This is a genomic window from Streptomyces sp. cg40, assembly GCF_050320165.1.
Taxonomy (GTDB): Bacteria; Actinomycetota; Actinomycetes; order Streptomycetales; family Streptomycetaceae; genus Streptomyces; species Streptomyces hokutonensis.
The window spans coordinates 3,912,134-3,929,889 of sequence record NZ_CP190128.1; the positions used below are offsets into that span (position 1 = coordinate 3,912,134).

The window sequence follows — 17,756 nt, forward strand, 5'->3', positions numbered from 1 at the left end:
GCCCACGAGGAACATGGGGTACGCACGCGTGCGTACCTCGTACGGCCCGTGCCCCGAGCGCCCTGCCGTGTGCGACCTCAGGATGGGACCATGCCGAACCCCTCCCGGCTGCGTGCCGCTGCCCTGACCGCCACTGTCCTCCTGCTGTCCGCCACGCTGGCGGGCTGCGGCGGCGACTCCAAGGACGAGGATCCGACGGCCCAGAAGCTCAGCTGGAAGGACTGCCCGGCCCCGTCCGGGTCGGAGGGCGGCGGCGCAGCGCCGTCGCCACTGCCGAACGGCGACAAGTGGCAGTGCGCCACCATGAAGGCGCCGCTCGACTGGAACAAGCCCAAGGGCGACACGATCGGGATCGCCCTGGTCCGGGCGAAGACCAGTGGTCCCGCGAACAAGCGGATCGGGTCGCTCGTCTTCAACTTCGGCGGCCCCGGCGGCTCGGGCGTCACCACCCTGCCCGCGTTCGGCGACGACTACGCGACCCTGCGCACCCGCTACGACCTGGTGAGCTTCGACCCGCGCGGAGTCGGCCGCAGCGCCGGCGTCAAGTGCGAGAGCGACTCACAGCTCGACGAGTACTTCCAGCAGGACGCCACACCGGACGACGCGGCCGAGCGGACCAAGCTCCTGGCCAACACCAAGCAGTTCAACGCGGCCTGCGAGAAGAACTCCAAGAAGATGCTCCCCCAGGTGCGCACCACCGACGCGGCCCGCGACATGGACCTGATGCGCCAGGTCCTCGGCGACGACAAGCTCCACTACTTCGGCATCTCCTACGGCACCGAACTCGGCGGCGTCTACGCCCACTTGTTCCCCAAGCACGTGGGCCGCGCAGTGTTCGACGCGGTCGTCGACCCCACCCAGAACTCCGAACAGGGCTCCCTGGGACAGGCCAAGGGCTTTCAGCTGGCGCTCGACAACTTCGCCGACGACTGCACGTCGAAGACCACGGACTGCCCGATCGGCGACACCGCGCAGGACGTCAAGGACCGCATCGCCAAGCTGCTCACGAGCCTCGACAGCAAACCGATCCCGGGCATCTTCCCCCGCCAGCTGACCCAGACCGCCGCGACCAACGGCATCGCGCAGGCCCTGTACTCCAAGGACTTCTGGGAGTACCTCACCGAGGGCCTCGAACAGGCCTACAGCGGTGACGGCAAGGTCCTCATGGCGCTGTCCGACTCGATGAACGGGCGCAGCGAGAACGGCGAGTACAGCAACATCACCGCGGCCAACGTCGCCATCAACTGCGCCGACGACAAGCCGCGTTACACGGCCGACTACGTGGAGCAGAAGCTGCCCGAGTTCCGGGCGGCCTCCCCCTTGTTCGGGGACTTCCTGGCCTGGGGCATGGTCACCTGCACCGACTGGGCGGTGCCGGGTGCCGCCGACCATCCCGACGTGAGCGCGGCCGGTTCGGCGCCGATCCTCGTCGTGGGCAACACCGGCGACCCGGCCACGCCGTACGAGGGCGCGCGGAAGATGGTGGACGCGCTGGGCAAGGGCGTCGCGGTCGAGCTGACGTACAAGGGCCAGGGGCACGGGGCGTACGACAGCAAGAACAAGTGCGTGCAAAGCGCGGTGAACGGCTATCTGCTGAACGGAAAAGTGCCGGCGGCCGGCACCGTCTGCTCCTGACCCTCCATCTGAAATCCAAGCAAAAGCGCAGGTCAAACGGTTATCCACAGGCCGTCACGGGCTCGGCTCGTGCCGCCTACTATGGCCTGACCGCCATCCGCGGCGTGACGCGGACGGCCTGCGAGGGGGGAATGCACATGGCGCGATTCGTACGGTGGACGGCCCTGATGGCCGCCGCTGCACTGCTGACGGCCGGCTGTAGCAGCGGCTCGTCCGACGACGGTAAGGACGGCGCTGGCGCGGGGGACGCCAAGCCGTCCACGGCCGACTCGTCCTCTTCCACGACGGCCGCGCTGCCCGCGTCGCTGACCGCGCAGAAGCTCGGCTGGGGGCGCTGCAAGGCCACCGGCGACTCGGCCGCGCCCAGCAGCGACTGGCAGTGCGCGACGCTGAAGGTGCCGCTGGACTGGGCGAAGCCGGACGGCTCCACGATCGGGCTCGCGCTGATCCGCTCGAAGGCGACCGGCGGCGACCGCATCGGCTCGCTCCTGTTCAACTTCGGCGGCCCCGGCGGCTCGGGCGTGGACTACATGCCGGCGTACTCCACCACCGTGTCCGCGCTGCACGAGCACTACGACCTGGTGAGCTGGGACCCGCGCGGGGTCGCCGCCAGCGAGGGCGTCCGGTGCCGCAGCGACAAGGCGATCCAGGCCGCCGAGGACGTGGACGCCACACCGGACACACCGGCCGAGGAGAAGGCGTACTTCCAGGACGCCACCGACTTCGGCAAGGGATGCGAGAAGGCCGCCGGAAAGCTGATGTCGCACGTGTCGACGACCGACACGGCCCGCGACATGGACCTGATGCGCCAGGTCCTCGGTGACACGAAGATGCACTACTTCGGCATCTCGTACGGCACCGAACTCGGCGGTGTCTACGCCCACTTGTTCCCGACGAAGGTGGGGCGGCTGATCCTGGACGCGGTCGTCGACCCGAGCGCCGACTCGGTGGGCCACGCCCTGAACCAGACCCGGGGCTTCCAGCGCGCCCTGGACGACTACCTCAAGTCGACGGGACAGGACCCCGCGCAGGGCTCGAAGAAGATCGCGGCCCTGCTGAAGCAGATCGACGCCAAACCGCTCGCGACCTCGACGGGGCGCAAGCTGACCCAGACGCTCGCCCTGACCGGCATCGTCCTTCCGCTGTACAGCAAGGAGAGCTGGCCCACTCTGACCAGCGCTCTGGACTCCGCGAAGGAGGGCGACGGCTCGGAGCTGCTGGCGCTCGCCGACGGCTACAACGACCGTGACAGCGCGGGGCACTACGGCACGACGACGCATTCCCAACGGGTCATATCGTGCTTGGACGACAAGCAGCGGCCGACACCCGAGCAGACGCAGAAGCTGCTGCCGGAGTTCGAGAAGATCTCCCCCGTGTTCGGCGACTTCCTGGGCTGGGACACGGCCGGGTGGTGTCACGACTGGCCGGTGGCCGGGCAGTACGAGACCCCGGAGGTCAGCGCGCCCGGTGCGGCGCCGATCCTGGTGGTCGGCAACACGGGGGACCCGGCGACGCCGTACGAGGGTGCCCGCAAGATGGTCGACGAGCTGGGCAAGGGCGTCGGTGTGGAGCTCACCTGGAAGGGCGAGGGCCATGGGGCGTACGGCAGTGGGAGCGACTGTGTCGACTCGACGGTGGACGCGTATCTGCTGAAGGGGACGGTGCCCAAGGACGGCAAGGTCTGCGCCTCGTAGCGTCCGCGCCCGCCCGGGCAGCGGAAAGGGGCCCGGCACCTGTGGTGCCGAGCCCCTCCCGGGAAGGCGTGTGCCTAGTAGACCGGCTTGTCGGGCTCGATCTGGTTGACCCAGCCGATCACGCCGCCGCCGACGTGGACCGCGTCGGCGAAGCCCGCCGACTTCAGGACGGCGAGGACTTCCGCACTGCGGACACCCGTCTTGCAGTGCAGGACGATCTTCTTGTCCTGCGGGAGGGTCTCCAGAGCGGTGCCCATGAGGAACTCGTTCTTGGGGATCAGCTTGGCGCCGGGGATCGAGACGATCTCGTACTCGTTGACCTCGCGGACATCGATGATCTCGATGTTCTCGCCGTCGTCGATCCACTCCTTGAGCTGCTTGGGAGTGATCGTCGAGCCGGCGGCGGCCTGCTGGGCCTCCTCGGAGACGACGCCGCAGAAGGCTTCGTAGTCGATGAGCTCGGTGACGGTCGGGTTGTCGCCGCACACCGCGCAGTTGGGGTCCTTGCGGACCTTGACCTGGCGGTACTGCATCTCCAGGGCGTCGTAGATCATCAGGCGGCCGACGAGCGGGTCGCCGACACCGGTGAGGACCTTGATCGCCTCGGTGACCTGGATGGAGCCGATGGACGCGCACAGCACGCCCAGGACGCCGCCCTCGGCGCAGGAGGGGACCATGCCGGGGGGCGGGGGCTCCGGGTAGAGGCAGCGGTAGCAGGGACCGTGCTCGGACCAGAAGACGGAGGCCTGGCCGTCGAAGCGGTAGATCGAACCCCACACGTACGGCTTGTTCAGCAGTACGGCGGCGTCGTTGACCAGGTAGCGGGTCGCGAAGTTGTCCGTGCCGTCGACGATCAGGTCGTACTGGCTGAAGATGTCCATCACGTTCTCGGCCTCGAGCCGCTCTTCGTGCAGGACCACGTTCACGTACGGGTTGATGCCCAGCACGGAGTCGCGCGCCGACTCCGCCTTGGAGCGGCCGATGTCGGCCTGGCTGTGGATGATCTGGCGCTGCAGGTTCGACTCGTCGACCTCGTCGAACTCCACGATGCCGAGCGTGCCCACGCCCGCCGCGGCCAGGTACATCAGCGCCGGCGAACCCAGACCGCCGGCGCCCACGCAGAGCACCTTGGCGTTCTTCAGCCGCTTCTGCCCGTCCATGCCCACGTCGGGGATGATCAGGTGGCGGGAGTACCTGCGGACCTCGTCTACGGTGAGCTCGGCAGCCGGCTCGACCAGGGGTGGCAGCGACACGGGGACTCCGTTGGTCGGTCAATCACTACAGTTGTTCTCCCCGTAACACTGCCATGCCCCTCTTCATTCCGAGACACCCGTTCCGATCCGCGAGACGATCTCGTCCCAGTAGCCGGGCATCGTCTCCCAGGGGTCGGTGCGGCCCCCGCGATCGGTGCGGTCGGTGAAGTAGATCGTCGAGGCACCCTGCCAGCGGGCGATGCGCAGCGCCTCGTCGAGATGACCGCGCGGAACGCTGTGCACGAAGTGACAGAAGCGTTCGGGCGGGTGGTCGGCGGTCCACTCGGCCACCTGCGACCAGCGGTAGTCGCTCCACGGGCCGGAGAAGGTCACCAACTGGTCGGCGAACTCGGCGTATCCGGGGTGCGGGTGGGTGCCGTGCCCCAGGACGACATGGGCGCCGTCACGGATCTCGCGGAGCGTGGCGACCGTACGGCGGACCTCGGGGAGCGCGGTGCCTCCGGTCGGGCAGCGGTCCAGGAGGAAACCGTCGGCCCGGTACCAGTCGAGATAGCGGTGCGCCTCGGAGATCAGCTCGCCGAAGGCACGGGCGCCGTACGCGGCGTCCAGGTGGCCGAGCACGCGGATGCCCATGTTGCGCAGCCGACCGGCCGCTTCCAGGCAGTGCGGATCGGGACGCGCCCCCGGGCCGGAGGAGACATTGAGGACGACCCAGTGCAAGGGGGTGCCGGGGCGGGTGAGTCCGCCCCACTCGGCCGGCGCGACGAGGGGGTGCGCGTAGCCGGGGATCCCGAAGCCGGTGCGGACGGCGGTGCTCGCGGTGCCCGGGGTCGTGCTGGTCAGATGCGGCACGCCGCCTCCATCCAGATGTCGGCGAGGGACTCCTCCAGGTTGATCCGGGGCCGCCAGCCGAGCCGGTCGCGCGCGGTGCGCACATCGGCCTGCTGCCAGCTGCCGCAGCCGTCCGGGTACGGGTACGCGACCGGGGCCGCGTGGTCGGGGTCGCTGCGGGGGTGGCCGATGGCGGCCCGCAGCGGTCCGGGCGGACCGTCGAGTTCATGCAGCGCTCCGCCGTATCCGGCGACGCGGGCAAGGACGGAGGCGGCGTCGCGCAGCCGGACCGCGCGGCCCGAGCCGATGTTGATGACGCCCTGCGCGGCGGAGAGCGAGGCGGCGTGGACGGCGCGGGCCACGTCCCGTACGTCGACGAAGTCGCGCTGCGCGCCGAGGCCGCCGAGCTTGAGTTCGCCGTCGCCGGACTGCATGGCCCGGCGCATGGCCTCGGCGAGCCGGCCGAGCGGGGAGCCGGCCGGGGTCCCCGGTCCCGCGGGCGAGAAGACGCGCAGGACGACGGCGTCGAGACCGGAGCCCAGGACCAGTTCGGTGGCGGCGAGTTTGCTGACGCCGTACGGGCCGCCAGGGCGGGGGACGGCGTCCTCGGCCGTGGAGGAACCGGGCTGGCTGGGGCCGTACTCCGCGCCGCAGCCGATCTGCACGAGCCGGGCTCCGCAGCCACTGCGGCGCAGCGCCTCGCAGACGGTCGCGACGGCGACGGTGTTGTGCCGGGTGAGTTCGCGGGCGCCGCCCCTGGTGGCACCGGCGCAGTTGACGACGACTCCGGGGTGGACGGCGTCAAGGAAGCGGGTGAGTGCTCCGGGACTGCCGGACGCGAGGTCGAAGCGGACGTCGGCGTCGTCGCCGCGGCCGAGCGCGGTGAGCTGGACGGCCGGGTCGGCGAGCAGGCGGTCGGCGACGAACCGGCCGAGATAGCCGTTGGCTCCGATCAGCAGGACCCTCATCGGACGGCTCCCGTGGCCGACTCTCCGGATCGGGAGGTGATCATCTGGTGTTCTCCTTCACAAGGTGGTGCGGTTGCCTCCGGCGGTGGGGCCGGGCGCCTGCGGCCGGGTGACGGGGCCGGTTGGTTCGAGGTCATGGCGGCGTCACCGCGGCTCGTCCGCCGGCGCGTGCGCGGAGGCTCTGGTCAGCGTGCGGGTGGTGTGGAACAGGAGGGTCAGGGCGGCCGCTCCGCAGGCCAGGGCGGGAATGCCGCCCGGTCCCCAGGAGCCCAGGAGGGTCTCGACGGGGGTGGCCAGGAAGCCGCAGTCGGGGAGTCGGCCGATGAGGTCCAGGGCCAGGACCGTGGCCTCCGCCGCGGCTGCCGCGCCCAGGGCGAAGGCCGGGGCACGGGTGAAGCCGTGCACGAAGAGAAGGCGGGCGAGCAGCAGGAGCGCGCCCAGCGTGACGCCCTGCGCGTACGCGGCGGGCTCGCCCAGGACGGCTCCGCAGAGAGCGAGGAGGGCAGCGAGGGCACACACGAAGAGGGCGAACGTGCCGAGTAGGAGCGGCTGCACGGAGTCGGCGAAGTCCTCCAGGCCGCGGCTGGTGGCGAGCTCGCGCCGGGCGCGTACGGCGAAGTGGTGGGCGCACCAGGCCGCTGGGACACAGGCCAGGGTGAGGGCCAGGACGGGTGCGGTGGCCGTGGGCCAGGGTCCGCCGGCGATGCCGGTCGGCAGGTTGTCGGGGCCGCCGTCGTCAGCGGCGCGGAGCAGACCGTCGCCGAGGAGGGCGTAGGCGAGCAGCCAGTACGTCCACAGGCGCGTGCCGGGCGGGGTGCGCCAAGCGGGGGTGCCGGGCGGGGTGCTCAGGGGGCCGCGCCGAAGCGCCATGCGCACGCCGAACGCCACGGCGAGGACACCGGCGACGGCCACCGCCGGCCGCACCCGACCGTCCGTGAGCCGCACGCCGGTCACGGCCGCGGCGCAGAGGGCTCCGGGCAGCAGGACGCGTACGGCCCAGGCGGCGCGGGGCGCGGGCGCGGCAACGGCGTCGGTGTCGGAGTGCGTGGCAGCCGTGTCGGGGCGGGGCACGCGCGCGTACATCTCCTCGGCGAGCGAGAAGACGTCACGGTGCCGGAAGCGGGTGGCGGTCCGGTCGGTGAGACCGTGCGCCTCAAGGCCCGCCGCGATCTCCAGCGGGTCGACGGCCCGCTCGCACAGTTCGCGATGCCGGTGCATCAGCGCCTTCACGGGGTCGGCGGCACCGCGCCGGGCGGGGGCGGGCCTGCGGTCGGTCGCGTGAGGGGGCTGTACGGGGGCGGGGCGCGCGGTCGGCGAATCGGTGTCGTCGTCGGCCCGCGCGTTCTCCGCCGTCGGCTCCGTTTCGGGGTCCGTTTCCGGCTCCGTTTCGGGCTCCGGCTCCTCCCGTCCTCCGAGCCACTCCCCCGACTGCTCGTCCCATGCCTCCGCGCTGGCGGGCGTTCCGGGGCGGTCGAGTTCGCCGAGGCCGCTCATCGGGCCGCCTCCGTCGTCGGCACCGGAGCGGTGGCGCGTACCGGCGCTCCCGCCGCCCAGCGTGGGCCGCCGCGAGCCACGACGCGTGCCGCGGGGGCTGCCGTAGAGCCGGTGGTCGAGTCAGCCGTGGGGCGGCCGGTCCAGCGGCCGGGAACGTGGGACTCCGCGGGGGCGGCGAACGGGAGGGGTTCGCCGGTGTCGTCGAGGACGACGCGGTGGACCGGGGAGTGGGAGACGACCTCCAGGTAAATGCCGTGAAATGCCGCGATGTTCTGCTCGACGGTGAACAGTTCGAGTGCGCGGGCGCGCGCGGCGGCGCCCAGGCGCTCACGGCGCTCGGAGTCGCGCAACAGGGTCACGCACGCCTCGGCGAGCGCCCTTGGATTGCGCGGGGGCACGACGAGTCCCGTGCCGCCGATGACCTCGACCACCGCGCCGACGTCCGTGGACACGGTCGCCCGGCCGCAGAACATGGCTTCGACCAGACCGATCGGGAAGCCCTCGACGACGCTCGACAGGACGATCACCGTGCCGGACGCGTACGCCTCGGCGAGCGTGGGTGCCTCCGGGCCGCCGATCTCCTCGAAGGACACCGGGTTGTCGCCGACCGCGTGCACGCCCTCGGCCTCGTCGGGGAAGAGCTGTGCGGCCAGTGCCCGGCAGTGGCCCAGGTAGGCCGCGCCCTCGGCACCGGCGGGCGCGCCGACGATCCGCAGGCGCGCCTTGGGCTCCTCCCTGCGGATCTCCGCGAAGGCGTGGAGCAGGGAGATCAGGTCCTTCGCGGGCTCGATACGGCCCACCCACACCAGCGTGTCCGCGTCGGCGCGGTCGGGCGCCTCGCCCACCTCCGCGAAACGGGACGCCTCCATGCCGGGGTGGACCGTGCGCAGCTTCGTACGGTCGGCGCCGCAGCGTTCCTGCCAGCGGCGGGTGTGGGTGTTCCCGGGGGTGATCAGCGCGGCCCGCCGGTAGACCTCGGCGGCCAGCCTGCCGTGGAAGGCGGCGAGCAGGGCCCGGACGGCGGGCGGGGCGTCGGCGGAGGCCAGGTAGTGCGTGCGCAGCTGCACGCCGTACTCGGTCACCAGCAGCGGTACGCCGGCGAAGTGCCGGGCGAGCAGGCCGGGCAGGGCCGCGGTGCCGCCGGCCGTCGCATGGCAGAGGTCCACGGAGCCGAGGGCGTCGTCTTCGTACCAGTCGAGCGAGAGGGGGCGCAGGGCGCGTTCGACGTGCGCGGCGACCGTGAGGAGGTCGGGTACGCGCGCCTCGCGTGCCGTGCGGAGTGCGCCGGGCGCACGACAGGCGCGTTCTAGGGCACGTACGGCGCTCTCCGAGCGCAGCGCGGACACGAGTCCGCCCTCGTCGCGGGCGAGTTCCGCGAGCCCGTACAACGCGTTGGCGAAACGGTCCGCCACAACGGCGGAAGCCTCCCCCGAAAGCGCGGAAGGCCCTGCGGACACGGGCCCCGAGGACTCGGCAGGCCTCACGGAGCCGACCGACTCCGACACGGCCGGCTCAGAGACCGCCGACTCGGAAAGGAACGGCTGCGACTCCGCCGACCCGGTCGGCCCCTGCACCGGCGCATCCCCCGCGCACAGCACCGCCGCCAGCTCCTCGTAATGCTCGCGGAACCGCCGGCGTGCGCGGCGGCCGAGCGCCGGTCCGTCGTCCTCGGTGCTCCACAGCGGCGCGGTACGTACTCGCCGGACCTGGGGCGGCAGTTCGAGCCAGCCCTCGTCCTCCTGGCGTTCGCTGCGGCTGAGCGCGTAGACGTCGAACTCGTGCTGCCCGAGCCCGCGTACGAGCCGGTCGCACCAGAGTCTGGCGTCACCGCTCACATACGGATAGCCACCCTCCGTAACCAGTCCTATGCGCACGACCACACCCCCGATCTCCCTTGTGGGGAGCCACCGTTGACCCGGCGGCTCGCAGCGGGACGAACGTATGCGGACATGACGGTGGCGCGACGGACGGTTGTCCATCGCGCCACCAAAAGGGGTGAACGGTCGTAACTTTCCCGTGCGGGTCGCGTTCGCTCGCGCTAAGGGATCATCCGGGGGCGGATCGTTCTACGATCCACACCCGAATCGTTCTACGATCCTCATGTCGTCGCGAACTCCCGTCGGACCGCCCTCCGCTGGGCCGCCACCTCCGGATCGAGGGCCGGTACGGCGGCCAACAGCTGCTTTGTGTACGGGTCCTGCGGGGAGTCGTAGACCTCATCGGCGGGGCCTTGTTCAACGATCCTCCCGCGTCGCATCACCGCGACCCGGTCGCTGACCTGACGTACGACGGCGAGGTCGTGGGCCACGAACACGAGCGCGAGGCCGAGTTCGCGCTGGAGTTCGCCGAGCAGGGCGACGACCTGGGCCTGAGTGGTGACGTCGAGCGCGGATACGGGTTCGTCGCACACGATCACGCGCGGGTCGGCCGCGAGCGCCCGCGCGATGCCGACGCGCTGGCGCTGGCCGCCGCTGAACTCGTGCGGGTAGCGGTCGTAGTGCGCCCCTTCGAGCCCGACGCGCTCCAGCAGTTCCCGGACGCGCCCCCGAATGCGTCCCTCGTCACGCTCACCCCGCGCGCGGAGCGGGTCGGCGATCGACTCGCCCACGCTGCGGCGGGGGTTGAGCGAGGAGACGGGGTCCTGGAAGACCATCTGGACGTCGGGGCGTACGCCTCCGCCGGGCCTGATCTCACCGGCCGTCGGCTCCAGCAGCCCGACCAGCATCCGACCGAGCGTCGTCTTGCCGCTGCCGCTCTCGCCCACGATGCCGAGGGTCTCGCCCCGGTGGACGGTCAGCGACACGTCGTCCACGGCCGCGAACGCCCGCTTCCCGCGCCCGAATTCGCGCCGCAGGCCCGTGGCATCCAAAACGATCTCCGGGGCCGCCGAAGACGCCTCGGAGGACGTCTCGGACGAGGCCGCGGACAGCGCTCCGGTGGCCCCCTCGGAGCGAACGCGCCGCGCGTCCACGCGCGGGACCGCGCTCAGCAGATCCCGGGTGTACGGCTCGGTCGGTGCCCCGAGGACGGTGCCCACCGGGCCGTGCTCGACGGCCCGTCCGTGCCGCATGACCAGGATCTCGTCGACACTCTCGGCGGCGACACCCACGTCGTGCGTGACCAGGAGCAGCCCCAGGCCGGTCTCCTCGCGGAGCATGTGCAGCAGGTCGAGGATCTGGGCCTGGACGGTGACGTCGAGCGCGGTCGTGGGCTCGTCGGCGATGAGCAGTTCCGGCTCGCAGGCCAACGCCATGGCGATCAGGGCGCGTTGGCGCATACCGCCGCTGAACTCGTGCGGGCGCGAACGGGACCGTCGCGGTGCGTCCGGAATTCCAACTCGGTCCAGGACCTCGACGGCACGCGCGCGTGCCGCCCGACGCGACACACGCGCGTGGACCCGGTACACCTCGGCGATCTGGTCGCCGATCGCGTAGTACGGGTCCAGGGACGACAGCGGGTCCTGGAAGACCATCGCGGCCTTGCCGCCGCGCAGCCGCCCCAGGTCCGCCTCGGACGCCTCCTGTACGTCGATGCCAGCCACGCGCACCGAACCGCCCACGTCGGCTCCCGTGCCCCGGTGCAGCCCCAACAGGGCCGAGGCGACCGTGGACTTGCCCGAGCCGGACTCGCCGACCAGGCCGAGCGCGGCGCCCTTCTCCAGCCGGAAGGACAGGCCGTCGACGGCGCGCAGCGAGCCGAACCCGACCGTCAGGTCGGTGACCTCCACCAGGACGTCCACCGAGCCGTCAATGGACGCTTCCACCGAACTCATGCGAGCACCACCCGTCGGTCGGCCACCGCGTACAGCACGTCCGCGACGGCGTTGGCGATGACCACGAAGAAGCCGATGACCAGGACCATGCCGACGACCACAGGGAGGTCGACGACATTGACGGCGTGGACGAGTTCCTGTCCGATGCCGGGCAGTCCGAAGAGGGTCTCGGTGAGGACCGCGCCGCCGACCGCCGAGCCGACGTTGTTGGCGTTGAGCGCGATGATCGGCGCGAACGCCCCGCGCAGCGCGTGCCGCCCGATGATGGACCGCTCACCGACGCCGTACGCGCGGAAGGTGCGGATGTGGTCCTCGGCGAGGGTCTCCAGCATCGACGCGCGGGTGAGCCGGGCGAACGTGGCGGCCTCGATGAGGGCCAGGGAGAGCCAGGGCAACAGCAGGTTCCAGGCCCACTGTTCGGGGTCGTCGGTGAGGGCGACGTACTGCGGGAAGGGCAGCAGTTGGAGCTGCCCGCAGACGACGATCATCAGGACCAGGCCGATCACGAACACAGGGGTGGCGACGCCCGCGAGGGTGATGCCGGTCAGTAGGCGCTCGGTGAACCGGCCGCGCCGCCACGCCGACAGGACGCCCGTGCCGACACCGAGGATCAGCCACAGCACCATCGCGCCGAACACGAGCGACAGACTGGCCGGCAACTTGGTCAGGATCAGCTGGGTGACCTGCTGGTCGCCCTGGTACGACAGCCCGAGGCAGGGCGCCGAGCAGTGCTCCACGGAGGTGCCCGTGGAGTAGTCCTGGCCGACGAGGATGCCCTGGAGGAAGTGCCAGTAGCGGAGGTACAGCGGGTCGTCGAGCCTCAACTGCTGGGCGACCTGGTGCACTTGCTCCGGGGAGCAGCGCGGGCCGCAGGTGATCTGGGCGACGTTCCCGGGCGTGACGAAGAAGACCACGTAGACGATGACCGAGATCGCGAGCAGGGTGATCACGGTGCCGATACCGCGGCGCAGGACGAATCCTCCGAAGCCGCTCATGACGTGGCCTCCTTGGAATCCGCGCTCTTCGTAGTAGCGCTTTTGGTGCCGGCGTCGCCCTCGGTGCTCGCGTTTTTGCCGCTCGCGCCCTTGGTGCCCGCGTCCGCCTTTGTGCCCGCGTCCGCCTTGGCCTCGCGCTCGCGGCCGGTGCCGATGCGCAGGCGGGAGGCAGCGCGTGGATCCAGGGCCGTGCGGATGCCGTCGCCCAGGACCGTCAGGGACAGCACGGTGACGAACAGCGCGCCGGCGGGCAGCAGCAGGTACTGCGGGGCCGCCTGGTACCAGACGTCGGCGGCGGTGAGCATCTGCCCCCAGGAGGGCGTCGGGGGCTTCACGCCGACGCCGAGGAAGGACAGCGCGGCCTCGACCGTGATGTTCGTCGGAACGAGAAGTGCGGCGTACGTGATGACGGGCGCGGCGAGTCCCGGGAGCAGTTCGCGGCGGGCGATGCGCCAGGTGCCCCAGCCGCTGAGCCGGGCGGCGGATACGTAGTCGAGTTCCTTCAGGGTGAGCGTCTGGGCGCGCACGATCTTCGCGGTGTTGCCCCAGGCGATCAGGCCTATGACGAGGGCGACCAGCAGGGGCCGCGGGAAGCTGCTGGGCACGATCGCGAGCAGCGCCAACGACATGATCATCAACGGCATGGCGACGATGATCTCGGTCAACCTGCTCAACAGTTGATCAACCCATCGACTGCCGAGCGCGGCGGCGACACCGACCACGACACCGATGAGGACCTGCACGACGGTCGCCCCCAGCGCGACACCGAGCGAGACCCGGGCGCCGTAGACGAGGCGGGCGAACAGGTCGCGGCCGGTCTGTGGTTCGACGCCGAGCCAGTGGTCGCCGGTGATGCCCCCGAAGGAGCCGGTCGGGACGCCTCCGCGCGCGGAGTCGATGAGCGACGGGTGGTAGGTGAAGGGGTCCTGGCCCTCGATCGCGGTGAGCAGCGGCGCGGCGAGCGCGACCAGGACGAGCAGGGCGACGACGGCCGCCGCGACGAGGGCGGCACGCTGCGCGCGCAGCCGCCGCCAGAACTGACGGGCCCCCGAAACCGCCGGGACGGTGATGTCCGTCCCGGCGGCCTGGGAGGCGACAAGTGCCTCACTCATGGGGTTACTTGACCGCGACCTGGGAGATGTCCAGGACGCCGGTCCAGTCGCTGATCACGACGTTCTTGATGTCCTTGCCGACCAGCCGCTTGTAGACGGGGTGGAACAGCGGCACGGTCAGGGCCTGCTCGCCGATCTTCTTGTCCAGTGCGCCCCACCGCTTGGCGGCCTCGTCAAGATTCGTCAACTTGTTGATCGCGTCAATCTCGGCATTGACCGACTTGTCATTGAGCAGGCCGGTGTTGAAGTTCGCGCCGTCCTTGACGATCTGGCGGCCGTCGAAGATCGGGGCCAGGAAGGGACCGCCGGAGGGCCAGTCGGCACCCCAGTGGGCGAGGAAGAAGCCCGGCTCGGTCTTGACGCTGTGGATCTTGTCCTTGTAGTCGTTGATCTCCAGGCCCTGGAGCTTGACGGTGATGCCGGCCTTCTTGAGCGCGTCCTGGATCGCGGTCGCGATCTCGGGGCTGGTCTCGAAGTCCTTGTCGTTGGAGTGCGTCAGGGTGACGGTGATCCCGTTCGGGTAACCGGCCTCCTTCAGCAGCTCCTTCGCCTTCGCGGCGTTGCCGGTCGCGCCCGCCGGGAAGAGGTCGTAGGGGTCGTACCCGAAGGACTTCTGGTTCGGCAGGAAGGTGGTCGCGGCCTCGGCCAGCGACGAACCGCCCGCCGCGTTGACCACCGACGAGCGGTCGACGGCGTACGAGATCGCCTGGCGCACCTTGATGTTGTTGAACGGCGCGACCGTGGGGTTGAACGCGATGTAGTTCGTGTAACCGAAGTGCCCGGTGCCGACGCGCGACGCGAGCTCCTTGTCGCCGGTCACCTTGGCGAGCTCGGCAGGCCCGAGGTTGGTGTCGGTCGTGACGGCGGTGGCGTCCGCACCCTGGGACGACGACAACCGCTGGTTGATGACGGCCGAGTCGAGCCCGGACTTGACATCGATCCTGTCCGGGTAGGCCTTGCGCTCGGAGTCCGTGGCCGTGGACCAGTACTTGTTGCGCTCCAGGACGAGCGTCTCACCGTCGTTCTGGTTGCTGACGACCTTGTACGGCCCCGAGGAGATCGGGTGCTGCTCGTACTTCGTGCCCGTGTCCTTGCCCTGCGGGACGGGCGTGAACTGCGTCTGCGTGGCGAGGTAGGGGAACTCGCCCTCGGGCTTGTTGAGGTGGAACACGATGGTCCGGCTGTCGGGAGTCTCGATCGCGCTGAGCCCCTTCTTGTCCTTGTACGGCCCCTGGTAGTCGGCCGCGCCGACCAGCCAGTCCCGCAAGTAGGGCGCGCCGCCGGAGAGTTCGGGGGCGAAGGAGCGCTCGATGCCGTACTTGATGTCGGCCGAGGTGATCGCGGTGCCGTCCTCGTACTTGAGGCCCTTCTTCAGGGTGTACGTCCACACGGTCGCGTCCTTGTTGGGGCGCCCGGTGTCGGTGGCGAGGTCCGGGACGACCTTGGCGCCGGCCGCGCCGTTCTCACGGTTGCGGGTGGTGAGCGTGCGGAAGACGAGGGAGGGGACGTTGCCGCCGCCGGAGGTGTACAGGCGCGCCGGGTCGAAGTCCTCCTGGGGGTTGGAGTTCAGGACCGTGAGCGTGCCGCCCTTGTGCGGTGTGGAGTCGCCGGTTGAGCCCTTGGCATCGTTGTCCTTCGGCCCGCAGGCAGCGGCGCCCGCTGCCACGGCCAGGCTGACGGATGCCACGGCCACGCGCCGGGCTATGACGGACGGTTGACGCATCGGAATGACGACCTCTCGGGGGGATGCTCGGGAATTCTCATGGGGTTTCCCGAATAGCGAGACGGATGGACGAGGGGTGAGACGGAAATGAACAGGCGTCTGCCCCGGCGTCAGGTCGTCGGAAAACGCCCTGCCAAGGTCACGGGCAAGGGCGAGGTGGTGCGGGTCGCGACACGAACGCCAGGGGCGGTGTTCAGCGACAGAGAATGTCGGCCACGCAGAGCGGGGTCACGCCGATGAGCGCCAGCTCGATGGCGGCGCGATTCGCGACATGACTAGACCACATGCCCAAAAATATGAAGGATGCTGCGGCTCGTGTCAATGTGACATAAGCGTCGCCTGTCAACTCCCCGGGTACGGCCAGGGGTTCGCCAGGCAGTGGATCCCGTCGTGGTCGAGGAACTTGGTCTGCTGCTGCATGACCGGCGCCAACTCGCCGTCCTTGTCGCAGGTGACGTGCCCGTAGCCGAGACGATGACCGACTTCATGATTGATCAACATCTGTCGATACGCGTACATCTTGTCCCCATATGTTGACGACCCCTGGGCCCATCGATACGCATTGATCAACACACGTTCGGTGGCCGCCGAGTCGCACGACACGTTGTCCTCGGTGGTGTCGAGCCCGGACTTGGCACACCACTTGGCGGTGGTACCAGGGCTCGCGAGAGTGATCACGAAGTCCGGCTTGCCGGAGTAGATGCGCTCGAAGGTACGGGCCCCGTTGTGGGCCCAGCTCCGGTTGTCGTTGAGCGTCTTCTGCACGGCCTCCGCGAAGAGCGTGCCGTCGAGCCCGAGCCCCTGCTCCACGTCCACGCGGTACGTGTACTTGCGCCCCTTGCCGGGCGCCTTGTCGACACCGGGCACCGCGTCGAACTTGTCCGGCCCCTTGAGCGAGGCACTCAGGGAATACTTCTTGTCCATCTTCTGGGCATACGTCAGGGTCGCCACCCGCGGCGAGGCGGACGCGCTGGGCTGCGCGGAAGCGGTAGCGGTACCCCGCACGTCCCGCGCCTGGTCGGTGGCCGCCTCCGACCGCACACCACCCTTGTCACCGTCCCCGGTGACCTGCCCGGCGACGACGACAGCCAGCACGGTGGTGACGGCCGCGGCGGCGATGCCCGTGTAGGCACGCCCCTTGCCACCCTTGGCGGGAGCAGTGCCGACGCCTGACCGACCCGGGCCACCGGGCGGCACGCCCGCACTGTCGACATCGCCCTCCGTGCCGGCATCGCTCTCGGACGGCCAGTCGGTGACGGAGGCGTACGGATCGGAGCGGTGCGCGGCGACACCGGCCCGTGGTGCGAAGACATCGGTGTCCCCGTCGAAGGCGTCGACGTAGTCCTGCCGGGGACCACGACCACGCAGCCCGCCTTGCCGAGCCCCGGCCTGCGGCGCCTGCCGCTGCCGGGGGATGGGCAGCACCGGGCCCGCCCCGGGGCGTACGGGTCCGCCGGCGGCGGGACCTTGAGGCACCCCGGTCCGCCCGCCCTGCCCCCTCAACTCGCCCCAACCACCGCCGGGTTCAGGCTGCTGAGGATGCCCGGCACGAGCCTGCGGAACACCGCGCGCGGGAGTGCCATCGGGGAAGCGGGGGGTGCCGTGCGCAGGCGTGCCGTCGGGAAGGCGAGGCGTGCCATGCGCCGGAGTCCCGTCAGGAAGGCGAGGTATGCCGTGCGCCGGAGTCCCGTCAGGAAGGCGAGGTATGCCGTGCGCCGGAGTCCCGTCAGGAAGGCGAGGTATGCCGTGCGCCGGAGTCCCGTCAGGAAATCGCGGCATGCCGTGCGCAGGCGTGCCGTCAGAAAAACGAGGCGTGCCATGCGCCGGCGTCCCGTCGGAAAAGCGCGGGCTGCCGTGCGCGGGAGTCCCGTCGGCCAGGCGCGGGACACCGCGTGCCGGAGTCCCGTCGGGGAGCCTCGGAAAGCCATGGGCAGGAGTGCCGTCAGGCAGCCTCGGGAAGCCGTGCGCCGGGGTCCCGTCGGCGTAACGCGGCCCTCCAGGGCTCGGGTTCCCGCCCCCGGAACGCGGAGCGCCGCCCGGCCGACTCGCCCCCGCCTGAACCCCCTGACCTGCTTGGCTCACGCGGTTCGCTTGGCTCGGCTGACCCGACCTGTCCGCCTGCCCCGCCTGAGCCCCCTGGCCCGCTTGGCCCACCCGGTTCGCTTGCCCCGGCTGCCCCGGCTGACCCGGTCTACCCGCCTGCCCCGGCTGAGGCCCTTGCGCCCGCTGCCGCCCCAGAGCCGCCCAACCGCCCTTGCCAGTACCGGCGTTGGCATTGCCGTCGGCACCGGCACTGGCACCCGCACCGGCTCCGGTGC

At 70.8% G+C, this 17,756-nt stretch carries 13 protein-coding genes; 2 read left to right on the plus strand and 11 right to left on the minus strand.

Going from position 1 to position 17,756, the window contains the following annotated elements; all coding sequences use genetic code 11:
* The first annotated feature begins 90 nt into the window (after positions 1-90).
* Both ACQHII_RS17070 and ACQHII_RS17075 read left to right on the plus strand, forming a co-directional pair.
* Complete coding sequence (locus tag ACQHII_RS17070) at positions 91-1,635, plus strand: alpha/beta hydrolase (protein WP_427920105.1); 1,545 nt, start codon at positions 91-93, stop codon at positions 1,633-1,635.
* A 137-nt stretch (positions 1,636-1,772) separates the two neighbouring features.
* Positions 1,773-3,329, plus strand: coding sequence for an alpha/beta hydrolase (locus tag ACQHII_RS17075; protein ID WP_427920106.1), 1,557 nt, complete (start codon positions 1,773-1,775; stop codon positions 3,327-3,329).
* A 74-nt stretch (positions 3,330-3,403) separates the two neighbouring features.
* Here the strand turns inward: ACQHII_RS17075 and moeZ are convergent, their stop codons facing one another.
* The 11 genes from moeZ to ACQHII_RS17130 form a co-directional block, all read right to left on the minus strand.
* Entirely contained in the window at positions 3,404-4,582 is a 1,179-nt protein-coding gene (gene moeZ / locus ACQHII_RS17080) for an adenylyltransferase/sulfurtransferase MoeZ (RefSeq protein WP_427920107.1), read from the minus strand.
* Positions 4,583-4,645: 63 nt separating this feature from the next.
* Entirely contained in the window at positions 4,646-5,395 is a 750-nt protein-coding gene (locus ACQHII_RS17085; protein ID WP_427920108.1) for a spherulation-specific family 4 protein, read from the minus strand.
* A complete protein-coding gene (locus tag ACQHII_RS17090; protein ID WP_019072106.1) occupies positions 5,383-6,342 on the minus strand; it encodes an NAD-dependent epimerase/dehydratase family protein in 960 nt (319 codons plus the stop codon). The genes ACQHII_RS17085 and ACQHII_RS17090 overlap by 13 nt, the downstream gene beginning before the upstream one ends.
* A gap of 144 nt (positions 6,343-6,486) precedes the next feature.
* Complete coding sequence (locus tag ACQHII_RS17095) at positions 6,487-7,836, minus strand: hypothetical protein (RefSeq protein ID WP_427920109.1); 1,350 nt, start codon at positions 7,834-7,836, stop codon at positions 6,487-6,489.
* Positions 7,833-9,671 carry a glycosyltransferase gene (locus tag ACQHII_RS17100; RefSeq protein ID WP_427920110.1) on the minus strand — a complete coding sequence of 613 codons (1,839 nt, stop codon included), beginning with the start codon at positions 9,669-9,671 and terminating at the stop codon, positions 7,833-7,835. Before ACQHII_RS17100 ends, ACQHII_RS17095 begins: the two co-directional genes overlap by 4 nt.
* 263 nt (positions 9,672-9,934) lie before the next feature.
* Entirely contained in the window at positions 9,935-11,608 is a 1,674-nt protein-coding gene (locus ACQHII_RS17105; protein WP_427920111.1) for a dipeptide ABC transporter ATP-binding protein, read from the minus strand.
* Entirely contained in the window at positions 11,605-12,603 is a 999-nt protein-coding gene (locus tag ACQHII_RS17110; protein ID WP_427920112.1) for an ABC transporter permease, read from the minus strand. Before ACQHII_RS17110 ends, ACQHII_RS17105 begins: the two co-directional genes overlap by 4 nt.
* The gene (locus ACQHII_RS17115; protein WP_427920113.1) at positions 12,600-13,715 is read right to left on the minus strand and encodes an ABC transporter permease; all 1,116 of its coding nucleotides are present in this window, start codon (positions 13,713-13,715) and stop codon (positions 12,600-12,602) included. Before ACQHII_RS17115 ends, ACQHII_RS17110 begins: the two co-directional genes overlap by 4 nt.
* A gap of 4 nt (positions 13,716-13,719) precedes the next feature.
* Positions 13,720-15,438 carry an ABC transporter substrate-binding protein gene (locus tag ACQHII_RS17120; RefSeq protein WP_427920114.1) on the minus strand — a complete coding sequence of 573 codons (1,719 nt, stop codon included), beginning with the start codon at positions 15,436-15,438 and terminating at the stop codon, positions 13,720-13,722.
* Between the two features lie 193 nt (positions 15,439-15,631).
* Positions 15,632-15,724 carry an Ms4533A family Cys-rich leader peptide gene (locus ACQHII_RS17125; protein WP_317886218.1) on the minus strand — a complete coding sequence of 31 codons (93 nt, stop codon included), beginning with the start codon at positions 15,722-15,724 and terminating at the stop codon, positions 15,632-15,634.
* Positions 15,725-15,780: 56 nt separating this feature from the next.
* Complete coding sequence (locus ACQHII_RS17130; protein WP_427920115.1) at positions 15,781-17,520, minus strand: DUF3152 domain-containing protein; 1,740 nt, start codon at positions 17,518-17,520, stop codon at positions 15,781-15,783.
* Between the last annotated feature and the right edge of the window lie 236 nt (positions 17,521-17,756).